Origin of the sequence: Marinobacter sp. BSs20148 (assembly GCF_000283275.1) — a bacterium.
In the GTDB taxonomy this organism is placed as follows: Bacteria; Pseudomonadota; Gammaproteobacteria; order Pseudomonadales; family Oleiphilaceae; genus Marinobacter; species Marinobacter psychrophilus.
In genome coordinates this window covers 2,315,782-2,331,196 of record NC_018268.1, presented here as the reverse complement: position 1 = coordinate 2,331,196, position 15,415 = coordinate 2,315,782, and the positions used below count along the sequence as shown (strand labels likewise).

General features: G+C 44.1%; 14 protein-coding genes and 1 pseudogene. 5 read left to right on the top strand and 10 right to left on the bottom strand.

Annotation, left to right across the window (positions count from 1 at the left end; all coding sequences use genetic code 11):
• Nucleotides 1-20: 20 nt before the first annotated feature.
• The 5 genes and pseudogenes from MRBBS_RS10530 (at nucleotide 21) to MRBBS_RS10510 (ending at nucleotide 5,159) form a co-directional block, all read left to right on the top strand.
• Nucleotides 21-1,040: an acyltransferase family protein gene (locus MRBBS_RS10530; protein WP_050996627.1), complete on the top strand. Its 1,020-nt coding sequence runs from the start codon at nucleotides 21-23 to the stop codon at nucleotides 1,038-1,040.
• A 9-nt stretch (nucleotides 1,041-1,049) separates the two neighbouring features.
• Nucleotides 1,050-1,843: pseudogene (locus MRBBS_RS20010) on the top strand (integrase core domain-containing protein); the annotation flags it as partial.
• Nucleotides 1,844-2,108: 265 nt separating this feature from the next.
• Nucleotides 2,109-2,798: a hypothetical protein gene (locus MRBBS_RS10520; protein ID WP_041635251.1), complete on the top strand. Its 690-nt coding sequence runs from the start codon at nucleotides 2,109-2,111 to the stop codon at nucleotides 2,796-2,798.
• On the top strand, nucleotides 2,795-3,550 hold the full coding sequence (locus MRBBS_RS10515; RefSeq protein ID WP_041635250.1) for a sulfotransferase family 2 domain-containing protein: 756 nt from the start codon (nucleotides 2,795-2,797) through the stop codon (nucleotides 3,548-3,550). The genes MRBBS_RS10520 and MRBBS_RS10515 overlap by 4 nt, the downstream gene beginning before the upstream one ends.
• A 130-nt stretch (nucleotides 3,551-3,680) precedes the next feature.
• Nucleotides 3,681-5,159 (top strand): oligosaccharide flippase family protein, encoded by a 1,479-nt coding sequence (locus tag MRBBS_RS10510; protein ID WP_014871482.1) that lies wholly within the window; start codon nucleotides 3,681-3,683, stop codon nucleotides 5,157-5,159.
• Between the two features lie 703 nt (nucleotides 5,160-5,862).
• On the opposite strand, the gene MRBBS_RS10505 is transcribed toward MRBBS_RS10510, so the two are convergent.
• The 10 genes from MRBBS_RS10505 to MRBBS_RS19020 form a co-directional block, all read right to left on the bottom strand.
• Nucleotides 5,863-7,095, bottom strand: a complete 1,233-nt coding sequence (locus MRBBS_RS10505) for a hypothetical protein (RefSeq protein ID WP_014871481.1) — start codon at nucleotides 7,093-7,095, stop codon at nucleotides 5,863-5,865.
• Between the two features lie 204 nt (nucleotides 7,096-7,299).
• On the bottom strand, nucleotides 7,300-7,695 hold the full coding sequence (locus MRBBS_RS10500; protein WP_041635249.1) for an oligosaccharide flippase family protein: 396 nt from the start codon (nucleotides 7,693-7,695) through the stop codon (nucleotides 7,300-7,302).
• 46 nt (nucleotides 7,696-7,741) lie between these two features.
• Nucleotides 7,742-9,508 carry an SLC13 family permease gene (locus MRBBS_RS10495; RefSeq protein ID WP_014871479.1) on the bottom strand — a complete coding sequence of 589 codons (1,767 nt, stop codon included), beginning with the start codon at nucleotides 9,506-9,508 and terminating at the stop codon, nucleotides 7,742-7,744.
• Between the two features lie 39 nt (nucleotides 9,509-9,547).
• A complete protein-coding gene (gene cysC, locus MRBBS_RS10490) occupies nucleotides 9,548-10,147 on the bottom strand; it encodes an adenylyl-sulfate kinase (protein ID WP_014871478.1) in 600 nt (199 codons plus the stop codon).
• A gap of 18 nt (nucleotides 10,148-10,165) precedes the next feature.
• Nucleotides 10,166-11,578, bottom strand: a complete 1,413-nt coding sequence (cysN, locus tag MRBBS_RS10485) for a sulfate adenylyltransferase subunit CysN (protein ID WP_014871477.1) — start codon at nucleotides 11,576-11,578, stop codon at nucleotides 10,166-10,168.
• A 9-nt stretch (nucleotides 11,579-11,587) separates the two neighbouring features.
• On the bottom strand, nucleotides 11,588-12,502 hold the full coding sequence (gene cysD / locus MRBBS_RS10480; protein ID WP_014871476.1) for a sulfate adenylyltransferase subunit CysD: 915 nt from the start codon (nucleotides 12,500-12,502) through the stop codon (nucleotides 11,588-11,590).
• A gap of 63 nt (nucleotides 12,503-12,565) precedes the next feature.
• Complete coding sequence (locus MRBBS_RS10475; protein WP_014871475.1) at nucleotides 12,566-13,528, bottom strand: DHH family phosphoesterase; 963 nt, start codon at nucleotides 13,526-13,528, stop codon at nucleotides 12,566-12,568.
• A gap of 1,030 nt (nucleotides 13,529-14,558) precedes the next feature.
• Nucleotides 14,559-14,732: a glycosyltransferase family A protein gene (locus MRBBS_RS20485; protein WP_083847106.1), complete on the bottom strand. Its 174-nt coding sequence runs from the start codon at nucleotides 14,730-14,732 to the stop codon at nucleotides 14,559-14,561.
• A gap of 83 nt (nucleotides 14,733-14,815) precedes the next feature.
• Entirely contained in the window at nucleotides 14,816-15,115 is a 300-nt protein-coding gene (locus MRBBS_RS19025; RefSeq protein ID WP_014871474.1) for an integrase core domain-containing protein, read from the bottom strand.
• Between the two features lie 6 nt (nucleotides 15,116-15,121).
• A complete protein-coding gene (locus tag MRBBS_RS19020; protein WP_227497658.1) occupies nucleotides 15,122-15,391 on the bottom strand; it encodes a DDE-type integrase/transposase/recombinase in 270 nt (89 codons plus the stop codon).
• Between the last annotated feature and the right edge of the window lie 24 nt (nucleotides 15,392-15,415).

Below are 15,415 nucleotides of genomic sequence, written 5' to 3'. Positions count from 1 at the left end.
AAAAAGAGAGACTGACTTAAATGAAAGAGCGCCTGATGTCGCTAGATTTTTTACGCAGTGGTGCAATAATTTTAGTGATGTTTGCACATATAATTCTGGGGTACGGTGCTCCACCAATACTCGCTCCATTGCAGCTAGGAGGTATGGGTGTTGACTTATTCTTCGTCTTATCTGGATGGCTCTTAGGTAGTCAATTATTTGAAGAAACCTCACGTTTTGGTAGTATCAATATTAAACGGTTTTGGTATAGGCGCTGGATACGAACATTTCCAGCGTATTACGCGGTATTAGGGGTAATTTCATTTCAACAGGTGCTTACAAAGGATGCGTGGACCTTTCCTGTCGATTATATTTTTTTTATTCAAAACTATAATCAACCATTTGAAATATTTCATGTTAGCTGGTCTTTAGCAGTAGAGGAACAATTTTATTTAATGATTGCACCAGCGCTTAGTTTTCTTTGGTGTGTTCCAGCTCGAACAAGACTTATTATTCTTCTTTCCGCTTTAATTGTGCCAAGTTTTTTTAGGTATTTTAATTTTTATGAAAATGAATATCAGACTCATGTAAGGATCGACGGTTGTATCGCTGGTGTTTTGTTAGCGTATGTGAAATCACAGCACGCTTTTATATGGAAAAAGCTAGCTGACAAATCAGTACCAATATTTATTGGTTCTTCTTTGGTTTTTTTTCTATACTTTCTTCAAAGATACATTCCAATACCATGGATTTCCGACCCTGGTATGCTGGAAAGAGCTATAATGTTTTCTGGATGGGTGCTATTCGCTGTTACTTATAAAAATAGTTTATTTTGGAGAGTGTACGGTGTAAGGTATATGGCTACCAGATCCTATTCTCTTTACCTTTTGCACCCAGAAGCGATAGCGATTGTGAATAGATTAAATTTTGAGATAAACTTTTTCTTCTATTTTATTGCTGTATTTTCTCTTTCTCTTATGTTCGCTGAAATATTATATAGAGTAATAGAGATGCCATTTTTGAAACTAAGATCCAAGCTAGCATCCACTAAGATAAATTAACCCCTCACCAAAGAACTTGAAGATGAGAACCGGCGGCTGAAGAAGATGTATGCCGAAGAACGGCTCAAAGCTGAGTTGTGCAAGGAAGCTCTTGAGGGAAAGTGGTAAAGCCATCTTTCCGCCGCGAGATGGCGCAAAAGCCGTTACCACTGCTCCTGTAGCATTCGCCAAGGCCTGCGAGGCCTTTAGTGTCAGTGAGTCCTGCTATCGCTACCGGGCTCAGCTCAGCAGTAAAAATGCCAAGATTGCGGATCTGTTGGTGCGATTAACCCATAACCAGCGAAACTGGGGTTTTGGTCTGTGTTGAGAAACCCGAGCCATTAGCGGTGCCTACGGCTATCAACAACAGCTGGTTCATGGACTTCATGCATGACCAGTTATTAGAGGCCGCAGTTACCGACTGTTCAATGTGATTGAGGATTACAATCGGAAAGGTCTTGGCATTGAAGTAGACCTGTCACTGCCCTCTGTGCGCGTTGTCCGGGCACTGGATCAGGCGGGGAAAGCCCAGCCAGATCCGCTGTGACAATGGCCTAGAATACATCAGTGCGACACTGGCTGCCTGAGCTGAAAAACATGGTATTACACTGGTCTTTATCCAGCCTGGCAACCCGCAGCAAAACGCGTATATTGAGTGCTATAGTCGCACTGTGCGCTATGACTGGCTAGCTCAATACCTGTTCCACTCCGTTGAGGAGGTTCAGGAATATGCAACTCGGTGGCTATCGACCTACAATAACGAACGGCCCAGCATGGATCTCGGGGGTATTACCCCACAACAGCAATTGGCCATGATGGCCTGAGCTATACTTGTGATGACTTCTTAAAATGAGGGGGTACGGAAAGATCTCACGCCAAGTCTTGCACTTCTTGTTCTGCTACTCGGCTTCGGAGAGGGTGACTTGACTCTTGGCAGTGGTGAACCCTGTTCGGTTGACGATGATCTTATTATTGCTCATCCTGAGGACGTGTTCTGATGTTCCTTAGATAGATAAAATGGCGTCTAACTCGATCTTTCGGTTAGAGTAAAGCTATTCACCTGAGAGGCACAGGGATAGGATTTCATATATGAATTACCTTTTGGCGCTTACCAAATTTTTCTTACGAAAAAATAGAATATTGGTTCTAGGCGACTCCCACGCCGAAATATTTAAAAATCTTCAGTTTGATGTTAGCTTTAAGAAATATAAATTTAGCATTTGCTCTGTTCCTGGGGCTACTATATCTGGATTATCAAACCCCAATTCTATAACACAAGCTTTACCTATTTTCAGGAAAAGATACAAAGACGTTAATCCCGATATTACAATTTTTCAATTAGGAGAGGTAGATGCCGGCTTCGTTATATGGTATCGGCATGAAAAATACGGAATATCTGTCGATGAGTTACTTGTGAAAACAATTGATAACTACCAGAACCTTGTTCTTGGCTCCTTAGGAAAAATGAATACTATAATAATTAGCGCACCATTACCGACCATCAAAAGCGAGCAATCTTGGGGTGAAGTAGCTAATTTAAGAAAAGAAATAAAAACTGGACAAAAGGAGCGGTCGCTTCTAACGCTTAGATTCAATAAGCTAATGTCAGATTGGGCGACTACACATGATATCTTTTTTTTAGACCTCGATCCTGACTCTTTGGCAAGTGATGGCTTGGTTTCTGAATATCTAGTTCATTCTGATCCGTACGACCATCACTATGATCCCGAAGCTTATGCACAACTAATAAAACGTCATCTTTTGGGGGTTATAAATTGAAATTTATTTTAATATCCTTTTTGCCAACTAAGTTATATCTACTACTTCGCCGTGTCAGTTTTAAAATAAATCGAAAAGATTCTTTTAATAATTTGCAAAATATAAGAAAAGTAGAGACACATCATGGCTATTCTTATAAACCTTTTGATGAAAAGATGGCTATATTTGTACATATACCGAAGTGTGCTGGAATTTCTATTAACAAGGCATTGTTTGGCAATTTAGCTGGCGGTCATACAACGCTTGATGATTATATCTGCATTTTCAGGCCGGAAGAGTTTTCTAATTATTTTAAATTTACGTTTGTAAGAAATCCTTGGGATAGGTTGGTTTCAGCATATACCTTTTTAAAAAAAGGCGGCCTTAATAAATATGATTACAATTTTTATCAAGAAGAATTATCAAAATATGAGGATTTCAATGATTTTGTTAGGCGCTGGCTAACTCCAGAAAATATCAAAAAATACCATCACTTTAAACCTCAATTACACTACATAGTTGACCGATACAATAAAGTGACAGTTGACTATATAGGTTATTTTGAAAATCTCAACGAAGACTTTCATTACATCTCTAATCGAATGAATGTTGAATTCAACTTAAAAAAAGAAAATTCAGTTAATCGTGCAAGCTATCAAGAATACTACGAACCAGATACAAGGCGTATTGTTGCCGAAGTTTACAAAAATGATATTCAGGCACTAAATTATACTTTTGATAGTATTACCGAGTATAAAAGAAAGTTATGGTAATTTTTAAAACTAAATTCTCGTCAGAAAATAAGATTAAATAAGATGTGAGAGTGTTGTTCTGGCCCTTTTTTTATTATAGAAACTACAGCATTCCAAAATTAAAAATTACCTGCAAATTATCGAGCTCTTTATGAAAAGTGCTAAAAAAGTGTTAATTGGAAGTTCGCTCCTAATAGGCCAATCTTTATCAACCAAGTTGATTGGTCTTGTCAGCACTCTTATCTTAGCTCGAGTTCTAGTGCCTGAAGATTTTGGTTTGGTCGCAATTGCCACCTTATGTCTTGGATTTGTCGAAGTGTTATCTAAGACCGGTAGCATGCAATATCTTATTAGTGTCGATGAAATCAACGATTCTATAGTCAATAGTGCTTGGACATTAGATTTTATTATAAAAATACCTCTTGCAATTATTTTTGCGATCTCTGCGCCACTAATCGCTAAATTTTATGGCGATGATAGATTGATCGCTATTATTTATACTCTATCCTTTATGTTTCTGCTTCAATGTATTGCAACACCTGCAGAATCATTGTTACGGCGAGAGCAAAAATTTTATCCCTTGGTAAAACTTGGAGTTCTATCAAAAATTATTTCAGTTACTGTTGCAGTTACTTTAGCTCTTGGATTAAAATCATATTGGGCACTCATTCTGGGTCAGTTTGTTAGTGCAATAATTTCGACCTTAGGAAGTTATTTAATTCATTCTCACCGGCCCCGCTTTACTTTGATCAATATAAAAGACCAATGGAAATTTTCCAGTTGGATGATTCCTCAATCAGTAGTTGGATTTTTTAGAACTCAATTAGATACCTTGATTGTGAGTGCGACATCTGGACAGAATGTACTTGGCGCTTATCATATAATGAAATACCTGGCATACATTCCAAGTGCTCACATCATCCTGCCTGCAACAGAACCTCTTCTTGTTGAGCTTAGAAAAGCAAGACAGAATACTAAGAATTTCTCTGATCAGTTCAATATAAGCTTTATAGTAACAATGGCTGTTGCACTGCCAATTGTTTCAATTATTTATGTACATCACAGATTAATTGTGTCTTTTTTATTGGGTAGTCAATGGGTCGATTATTCTATGCTCCTTGCGATCTTTGGTTTTACAGTTCTTGCTATGGCTTTTTTTCAACAAGCTCAACGGGTATTGCTAATTTATGGGAAGACTAAGCAGATATTTTACTACGAAGTGACTACGTTTATTGGACTATATAGTGTTTTATTTTTTGTTGGCGTTGAAGATATATTTATTTTTTCAATGTTTAGAGTTGGTATCGATACAATTGCTAGCTTATCTATTTTTATATATATTGCTATCAAATATACTGGGCTTTCAAACTTTTTACATTTAGCTTCGGCAACAATTCCTATTGTCTTAGCTTCAACTGCAGGAGCGCTACTATCTAATGAAGTCGAAAATCTAACGCCCTTCGATTTTATCAATTTGGCTATTGTTTTTTCTGTCTTTTTTTCTACATTTGTACTAACAATTATTGCTCTTTATATATTGGGCCCGGCCAAAAAAATTGAGTTTCTATATCTAAGGAATATTATTATTAAATTATTCAACGCACTGAGAAAAAGGTTAGTGAAGGACTGATCAAATCAGTGAATCACTTTTGTAGTGAGGTGCGCTCTCTCAAGTTTCAGCAAAACTTCTCGCTAATTCTAGGGCCAGAATCACGTTCTCTGTCAAGGTAGTTTACATCTGATCCAATTGGGCTCTATTGGTCCACGTTACTCTGAAGAGCGTAAGGCCGCAGTTTTGATAAAGCTATTGCCTCCTTAGAACCGAAGTGTACTGTCGGTAGCGGCGGAGTAAAGCTTTTCTTTTGTGACTCTGTATAGTTGGCTGAAATAATGTCGACTATCATGAATCCCTTTGCCAGGTAACCAAAATGCCAGGGAAAACTGGCCCCCGAAGTCAAGCTGGCCGTCGTTATCGAAATTGCTCCATGTCTGAAGCCGAACTGGGGCATATTGCCATCATAAATGTCTGTATTTATAGCAGGTGCAGCTTTGGAATTTCAGGTCGCGGGACATGCAGGAAAGTCTGGAAAATAGCTCAGAAGTTGCAGCGAGACGCTCCCCCTATGTGTGAGTGTAGTTGTCGCCTGAATTCCATAAAAATGACGGGGAATTGGCAAAAAATGTTTAGACCTAAGGAGAAAATACGCCTGAAACGTGTTTGAGCGACTTTCCTTCGAATTGAAAAGCGATTCAGCGGCAGGTTTCAGGCGTTAATCAGACCTTTTTTAGTTGAAATCAACTTGATTAATAACGAGTTTGAAATATTTAAAAAATTATTCGACTGTTATTGAAGATGGGGAGTTGGGACGACTTCCTATATCTATAGTATATGCTAGAAGCAAGGGGGCGCTTTCATATTTGCTTTGAAGGTTGTCAGCACTGTTAAGCAAAAAGAATAGTTTGTTGTTGACTGGGTTGTAGCTTGCGCCAATGATAAGTTTTGGTATGTCACTTTGATTTTGGAAAGGCAGTTGCATCTCTCCATATTCGTAGGGTTTAGCTTGGTAAGCTGGAATTTTCCCTAGGGCCACGTCTGCCATATCATTCACGTTATATAGCCAATAATAGTTATAAATGTCAGAAGCCTTGAATGGACAGGGTCCACCACACAGAAATCCATTGTCTTGAGTAATTTTATATCCTATTCCGGAGTTGTGTCCTCCGCTAGTGCCGAAAACAGCATATGTATTGGAACCTGGAACAATGAAACCTATATAAGCCTTGGAGACTTCTGTCCATAGATTATTTTCTCCATTCTTATTATAGAGGTCCTGTGTAAGAGGATTGTTGATAGAATAATCAATTAGGGGATGGGTCGGTATTTCTTCACCTGAACTTACACTCATTACAGCATCAATGTTTGTGCCAAAAGCACTTGGCCCCATGCTATTTCTTCCATTGATTGCAAAGTTACTAGCATAACCAAATATGTAATTTCCTTTAAAAATATCGTGAAATTTGGCTGGTATGGGAGTCATCCAACCTGCAGCATGAGCGCTTGCTTGAAGCTTAAGAAATCCAGTAATAGGACTAGTTGCTAGCTGCCCCGGCTGTTCAATTATAAATGTCGTGTCGGTGTTGTTAGCTTCGCCATCATAACCTTGTATTCCATTGACTACGAGCTTGTTGTTTACTAGTTCAAGCCCCGTTATTTTATCCAACGCATCCGGATTTTTGGTAGGAACGCGATCGAACACACTGACGAAGGGTTGTCTGTTTTTTGCCATCGGCAAATCTGATATGGTGTCGGCTTTAGAAAATAACTCTAGGTCGAATTCTGCGATGGCTTGGTGATGAGCATGTCCTACCATGAAGGCAGAAGATTGATCTTCTGAAATTTTGAATGTACCTGTCGTAAAGCCCATACGGCTAACACCATAGGTTCCAACAGGTATTCTAGTCGCTCCATCATAAGTTATGTCGTTAATAGAGAATAATATTTCTGCAGTTAGAGTTGATGGGGTAAGTAGAGCTAACAGAATCGCGGAACGTAAGGTGTTTACCATGTTTTTCCCCAAGCCAAAAGGTTTCCCTTAATAATAGGTATTCAGAATATCAATATGTAAGCTATAGTATTAAAAGACGACCTAACCTTGATATATCGAATACGTATTTAATTTCTGCATTTATTTTTACTATATTTTTCTTAAAATATTTTTAATCATAATCCATATTTTACGTAGATGCCAGCGGGTAGATTAATTTAAATTTTATGCGCCATGATTTGGCGCTGTAGCACCTAGTGGAAGCGTGATCGCTGCCACTGCCGCCGTGAGCTCTGGAGTTTCGAAAAAGTCAGCCAGGAAGGGCACCAGAAATAGAATAAAAATGAACATCGTGGACTTGATAACGATGTTCATGTTCCAGGCGGTGTTGAGGTCGGCCTCCGTTACTTCGGTTTTCTGGATGATGTAATGTTGGTTTCCAATTTCCATCAACAGCTCAAAGAATTGTAGAGCGATGACAACAAGGGCGACAACGCCAAAGTGCTCTGGTAGCAGCAGGCGGGCTAGGATTAAAGTGCTGATAATGCCCGGTCTATGCTGCACGAGCTGCATGCCAAGCAGCAGGCCAGCACTTTTGAGCACCCTTAAGCTGGTCGTCATGCCTTTGCTAATCTATTGGAGTTTGATAGAAACGTAATGCACACCACTAAAAACTCCAAATCAAAGGAATCAGCGTCACGCTCACAGCACCGGCAATCAAGCTCAACGGCAAACCAATTTTTACATAATCTGAGAACTTATACCGCCCCGGCCCATAAACCATAAGGTTTGTCTGGTATCCCAGTGGAGTAATAAAAGATGCGGATGCAGCGAACATGACGGCAACCGCAAAAGGCAACACACTTACGTCAAGCTGCTGTGACAAAGCCAGCGCGATCGGAAACATAAGTACTGCAGCGGCATTGTTAGTGATCACCTCGGTAAACATTGCTGTCAATAAATATACCAGAATCAGAACTTGCCACGGGGTTAGGTTCCCGAGCCCTAACAATCCACCAACTACCCAATCCGCCGCTCCGGTGACGGTCATGGCATTGCCTAGCGCAAAAGATGCAGCAATAACGACCAACACAGGCAAGTCCACACTGCGCCGGGCACGGCTCGCCGTTAAACAGCCGGAAACGATCATGCCGCCCGCTGCCAGAAACGCAGCCTCCATAATGGGCAAAAAACCACTGGCGCTAGCCAGCACCATCAGCGCTAGAATACCTAAAGCCGTAGGAGCTTTGCGAAAGTCTGGAGGCGTTGAATCATTCAGTGCGCTAACCAAGAGGAAATCGCGCCTAAAGCGATACTGCTCTACAAACTGGTGGCTGGTTTCAAGCAGTAAGGTATCGCCCATGCGAAAGGTAATATCACCAAGTTTACCGGGAACGCGCTGCCCCTCGCGGGCAAGCGAGAAAATAACGGCATTAAAGCGTGTACGAAACTGACTGTCGCGAATGGTTTTTCCAAGAGCGGGAAACTCCTGCCCCAGCACGACTTCTACCAAACAGCGCTGATGGTTAGCCACATCCAGCTTATGCACATTGCCATTGGCAGGCCTCAGCCCCTGAATTCGCCGCAACTCGCTAGCACACTCCGGCGCGCCAATGAAATACAGCCTGTCACCGGCTTGCAGCACTCGGTCGGGCTCAACCGCGGTAATAAGCCGGCCATCACGATCAATTTCGGCCAGATAACCATAATTCAAGGCGCGCAACCCGGCTTCGGCGATCGATTTTCCGACTAACGGCCCAGGGCTGACAACCTCAACCTCAACGCCGTATTTCCGAACCTGATCTAATTCTTCCCTGACACCACCGCGGTCTGGCAACAACTTTGAGCCAAACAGAACAAGAAAAGCGCCACCGATTATTAACAGCGGCACGCCAACCCAGGCTAGCTCAAACAACCCCAGGTGGATATCACGCTCGGACTGCAAAAGACCATCGACAACCAGATTGGTACTGGTACCAATCAATGTACACGTTCCGCCCAGTATGGCCGCGTAACTGAGAGGCAGAAGCAGTTTCGATGCAGGAATTCCGAGCCGTTGGGCCCAGTCCTGAATAGCGGGGATGAACATAGCAACAACGGCGGTATTGTTCATGAACGCACTTAGGACACCCGTTGGCGCAATCATCCGTAATTGGGCGCCTTGCGCTGTTTTGGGATTGCCAAGCAAGTGCCGTGCAATCCACTGAACCGCGCCGGTTTCCTTTAAGCCCGCAGCAACAACATATAAGGTGGCAATCGTTATAACACCCGGGTTGCCAAAGCCAGCCAGGGCTTCCGAGGGGCTAAGAACTCCCACTATCAATAAAAGAGCCAAGGCTGCCATCAGCACCAAGTCTGCCGAATAGCGTGTCAGCATAAGAATAGACAACACCGAAAACAGCGTTGCCAACGTGAAAATGCCTTGCCATTCCATACAGTAACAAGTCTCTTTCGTAGGAGAGTGGAGCGGTGGTCAGCCTGCGATCAATTTCCGTTCAAGAAGGTAATTGATCAATGATTCCACACAATCCTCCACCGAAGAGCTGGATGTATTCAGGCTGATTTCTGGATGGGCTGGTGCTTCATAGGGCGAATCAATACCGGTGAAATCTCGTATTTCACCGGCGCGGGCCTTTTGATATAGACCTTTTGGGTCACGCTCTTCGCAAGTTGATAGAGGTGTATCCATGTATACCTCAATAAACTCCCCCGCTGGGAAAAGCTTACGAACCAGACGCCGATCGCTGCTGAATGGTGAGATAAACGCACTTAGTACGATTAACCCTGCATCAGCAAACAGCTTGCTTACCTCACCAATGCGGCGGATGTTTTCCACCCGGCCAGCATCAGAGAAGTCCAGGTCGCTGCACAAGCCATGGCGAACGTTATCGCCATCCAGCAAGAACGTGTGGTAACCACGGTTATGTAACGCCACGTCCAGCGCATTGGCAATGGTGGACTTTCCGGAACCGCTCAGCCCCGTAAACCACAGCAGGCAAGGCTTCTGGTTTTTGTTCTCAGCGCGCTGAGAACGGACAACTTTGTGATCGTGCCAAACAATATCGTCTGCCAAAACAGAACCCCTCTGGAATCAAACAGATTTACAGGCCCACTCAGGGTAGTTTTCACGGATGAAGCTGTTGAGGTTCCGCTCTGCTTCATTATACTCCCGCGCTGATAAGTCCCCCGAGCCATCCAACGCACGCTCCACCATACCCGCTGCCACGGTTACATTGGTAAGGCGGTCAATCAGGATGAAAGCTCCGGTGCCCGGATGGTTCTGATAGTTTTCCATCACCACCGGCTCCGTCAACTGCAAGTCACACAAGCCGATTGCGTTCAACTCCAACCCGCCGGCAATCTGCTTATGGCGCTGAAGCGTGTTTATGTCGACTTCTTCCAGCACTTCATTGACGAAGCAACAGGTCACTTTGGTGCCTATTTTTATTCCGTATTCACGCCCCGGTACCAGCGCTCTCTCGTTCATCCATACCAAATGGGCGGCGAAGCGCTCGCCCATGGCAGGTTCCTCGCCGGCATGCACTAGCAAATCGCCCCGGGAAATATCGATTTCATCTTCCAGGGTGATGGTTATTGCATCACCCGGCCAAGCAAGCCCAACCTCGCCTTCATAAGTATGAATGCCTTTTACTCGGGAGCTTCTGCCCGAGGGCAATACCGCTAATGTGTCACCCTTATGCACTACACCACTGGCCACGGTGCCGCAGTAGCCACGGAAATCGAGGTTAGGACGGTTCACATACTGCACGGGGAAACGTAAATCCGTCACGTTGTGGTCTTCACGCAGCTCAACCTGCTCCAGAATGTTCATTAGCGTCTCGCCGTGGTACCAGGGCATGCCTTCGCTCCGGTTAACCACGTTATCCCCATTCAGGGCAGAGATGGGCACATAGTAAACATCTTTCAGGCCCAGTTGCGCCGCGAGTTTCTCGTACTCGGCGCGGATTTTGTGGAACACTTCTTCGGAGTAATCCACCAGATCCATTTTGTTGATGGCGACAACGATGTGCTTCAGGCCCAGCAGACTGACAATGAAGCTGTGCCGGCGGGATTGAGTAAGCACCCCCTTACGGGCATCAATAATCACCACGGCGAGATCACAGGTGGATGCACCCGTTACCATATTACGGGTGTACTGCTCGTGCCCCGGGCAGTCACCAATAATAAACTTGCGTTTGTCGGTGGAAAAGTACCGATAGGCGACATCAATGGTAATACCTTGCTCGCGCTCTGATGCAAGACCATCTACCAGCAATGCCAAATCAAGCGCTTCACCGGCATTGCCTTGGCGTTCATTGTCTTTATGAAGCGACGCGAGGTGATCTTCAAAAATCAGCTTGGAGTCGAACAATAGACGACCGATTAGCGTCGACTTGCCGTCATCGACGCTGCCGCAGGTTAGAAAACGCAGCAGGTCTTTGTTTTCGTGCTGATCCAGGTACGCGAGGATATCGGATTCAATCAATTCAGATGCGTGTGACATAACAACTCCTCAGAAGTACCCTTCGCGTTTTTTCTGTTCCATGGAAGCCGAAGAATCGTGGTCAATCACACGGCCCTGGCGTTCCGACGTTTTGGTTAGAAGCATCTCCTGGATAATCCCTGGCAGGGTGGTTGCGTCAGATTCAACGGCGCCGGTCAGCGGGTAGCAGCCCAACGTGCGGAAGCGAACCATCTTCATTTCTGGGGTTTCACCGGGTGCCATGGGCATTCTGTCGTCGTCTACCATAATCAGAGTGCCGTCACGCTCAACAACCGGGCGTTTGGCAGCTAGGTACAAAGGCACGATATCGATGTTCTCCAGGTAGATATATTGCCAGATATCCAGCTCGGTCCAGTTAGATAAAGGGAATACGCGAATGCTCTCGCCTTTGTTGACCTTGCCGTTATACAGATTCCAAAGTTCTGGACGCTGGTTTTTGGGATCCCACCGGTGGAACTTATCCCGGAATGAATAGACCCGCTCCTTGGAACGGGATTTTTCTTCATCACGTCGAGCACCGCCGAAAGCCGCATCAAAACCGTGCTTTTCCAGCGCCTGTTTGAGTGCCTGAGTCTTCATCACATCTGTATGTTTGGCGCTGCCGTGGGTAAATGGCCCAACACCTTGCGCTACGCCTTCCTGATTGGTGTGCACAATCAGTTTCAAGCCGAGTCGCTGTGCCAGTTCGTCCCGGAATTTGATCATCTCGCGGAACTTCCACGTGGTGTCTATGTGCATCAGTGGGAACGGCAGTTTACCCGGGGCAAAGGCCTTTATGGCCAGGTGCAGCATGACGGCTGAATCCTTGCCAACCGAATACAGCATTACCGGGTTATCAAATTCAGCCGCTACTTCGCGGATGATATGGATAGATTCGGCCTCAAGCTGTTTAAGGTGGGTTTTTTTGGGAGGGGTTAAGGTCATAGTGATTGCCCATATAACAAAAGTTGATACCTTATATACCCTCCCCACTCGCGGTAAAGGGTCTTAATTCCAGAAGTTTGCCATTACACTTAAAAATGCGTCCAATTGTTCAGCCGGTAATCTATTAATCCCGGCCGCCGCCTTTCGCCCGCCCCCCGTTGGAAACCTGCGAGCCAGCTCATCGGCGCCGGTGCGGTTATTCAAAGGGGCACGAATACTCACCAGATAACCGCCGTTGGCGCTTTCGGTAACGATACCACAGGCTTTATTGGGGTTGCGGTTTGCCAGCTCATTGCCCAATACGCCACTAACGCGGCGGGCCCAGGGTTCATCTGGGAGCTTTACCACCAGAGAGCTATTATTCTCAGCTAGCACGGGGGCCGCCAGGCCACTGGCCATGTCTGCCTCGTAGCCGTCGCGCAGTTTCTGCCATGCCGCCGGCTCAGACGCAATCAGTTCAAGGGGATCTTCATACTTTACAAACTCACAGTAAAGGTCCGCAGGGTGGAAGTGCAGGTCGTTCAAAGTTGCACCGTAGCCGTTGTAGTTGATGCATACACCGAGGGACTTGAGCGATTCCGCCTGCTCGGAAGATAACCCGGCCGCTTTTGCAAGATCTTCAGCGACGGCATTGAGGTTATCACCAAAGGCAGCGGCAATCGACCAGTTATGAAACCGGCCTCCCAGGTGCTTATCTATGAGTAAACTGGTGCACGTGGTGGCTTGGGTATCAATCAGAGCGGTAAAATTCGGCGCGTCTGGCAGTTGATTGTCGGGGAAATGGTGGTCCACATAAAACACCACACCGCCAGCAATCAACAGTGCATTCACAGCTTCCCGATTTTTGTCGAGGCTAATGTCCAGAACGGTCGCCTTTACCGGCTCGTTAGTAGGAACTTGACGCACCAGATCGATGTTTCGTTTGACTCCCGTAATCAAGATGGACTCGACGGGTTCAGCCAGTCGCAGCTGAATCAGGGCGCATATACCATCGGCATCGCCGTTAAAGACGTCGTACGCAGTCATATTAATTCACAACTTAGTGGGTAGGGATGCCCTGAAAAAATCACCAAAAGTCAATGATAATACGGCCATTGCCATCCTGCAGGATTCGTTGCAAGCATAAATTAGATCACATTCCCCGAATTTGAGTATCAGGCCAAGAGTCGCGAGGTCTTCTGAAATGGATGGATAAAATGATTCCCCGGAAACAGTTCGAGAAGAGCTTTGCCCGATATTAACCCAAAGACCAGGCTGGCGGCCATCTTTCCCGCTGCCGACTTTGCTGCGAGTCTGCTGTATGTAGCTACTCTATAGTCTCAGCGACCGGACCATGAAAAATGCCTTGTACGAGATTAAATCCATGCGGTATTTTTCTGGCCTAATGTATATTTCTGAATCCCAGGAAAAATAGGGATTACCCTAAATATTTAACAATATCTTTAGATAACGAAGATAGATCTTCCGGTTGTATTTGACTGTAAAGTTTTTAAATAATATTCTTTTAATTTTTCTATTTCACATGATAGTATTGTTGTAAGCAGAGCTACTTATTATGTTTGTCAATTTATTTCTTCATTAATAGTTTTTTTCTAGAATATCTTTTATTATATAAAGTCCATCGACCAAATTAGAAATATAATTATTGGAAGCCATATCTCCTTGGCGCCCCAGAATCACCAATAATTTATTGATAAATACGGAGCTTTTGTAAGGCTAGATCGGCGTATAATATGACTATCTTCAGATGTAAGCTTGGCCCCCAAGTCCATATTGTTTGTAGACTCCGATATTCCGTCAATTTTAATGTAATGGGATGACCTGATAGCCTGGCATGAAGTAAATATTAGTTGATAGTCGATTAGAGTGGAAAAAAGATCTTCAAATTTAAAATTAATATTATCTTCAGTTTTTGGATATTTTTTTATCCAAGATTTTATGATTTTATCGTTAAGGTTAATTCTAGAATTAGATTCTCCGGCAACCTGGTAGTTAGAAAAAACATAATCTGCTTTGTAATTTTTTAATGCCTTTAGGGTTTAATATAGATAACTTTTTACCAATTATCATTACTATCACAAAAGGTAAAGAGCTCTCCCTTTGCCTTTAAACAGGCTATGCGCCTTGCCTGAGTTTGACGGGTATTCGCTTGATTTATAATGATTACGCGTTTGTATTTAATTCTATTTAAATATTCTTGGGTGTTGTTAGTGCTGTCGTCGTTTACGATACTTAATCATTATTGGAAGTAAGTCAGTCCTATTAAAGGTAGACATTATAATGCTGAAGTTGGTTTTTTTCCATAAAACCCTTTTAATAAGTTAATTTCAGATTTTGAAGAAATGATATAATTTTTTTGGTAATCGCCATTATATCGTAAGCATCTATGGTCTGCTTTCGCTTTGCTAATATCTGGTTAGCCTCGCCAGTATGATGCTGCTGCGGTGTTACATGATTTAAGGCGCTGTGTCGATGCTCGGTGTTGTACCAGCGGACGAACTTAAGCACCCAGTCTCGGGCATCCTGGATTGTTTTGAAGCCGTTAACCGGGAACTCCGGTCGGAACTTCAAGGTTTTAAACAGTGATTCTGAATAGGCGTTGTCGTTGCTCACTCCAGGTCAGCTGTTCGAGGGCATAATGCCCAGGTCGTAGAGTTTTTCCAGGAAGGTCGCCGCCTTCATCGGACTGCCGTTGTCAAAATGCAAGACCAACGGCTTTTTCCGACACGCCAGATGCTCGCGCCAGTAGGCTTTTTCAATGAAATCGCGTCCGAGTTCGCCGGTTTCGTTCTCATATACTTCATGACCAACGATCTTGCGACTGCAAACGTCCATCATCAGATACAGATAGAACCAAGTGCCTCGCGCCGGACCTGGTAGCCATGAGATATCCCAGGATCACAGACAGTTCGC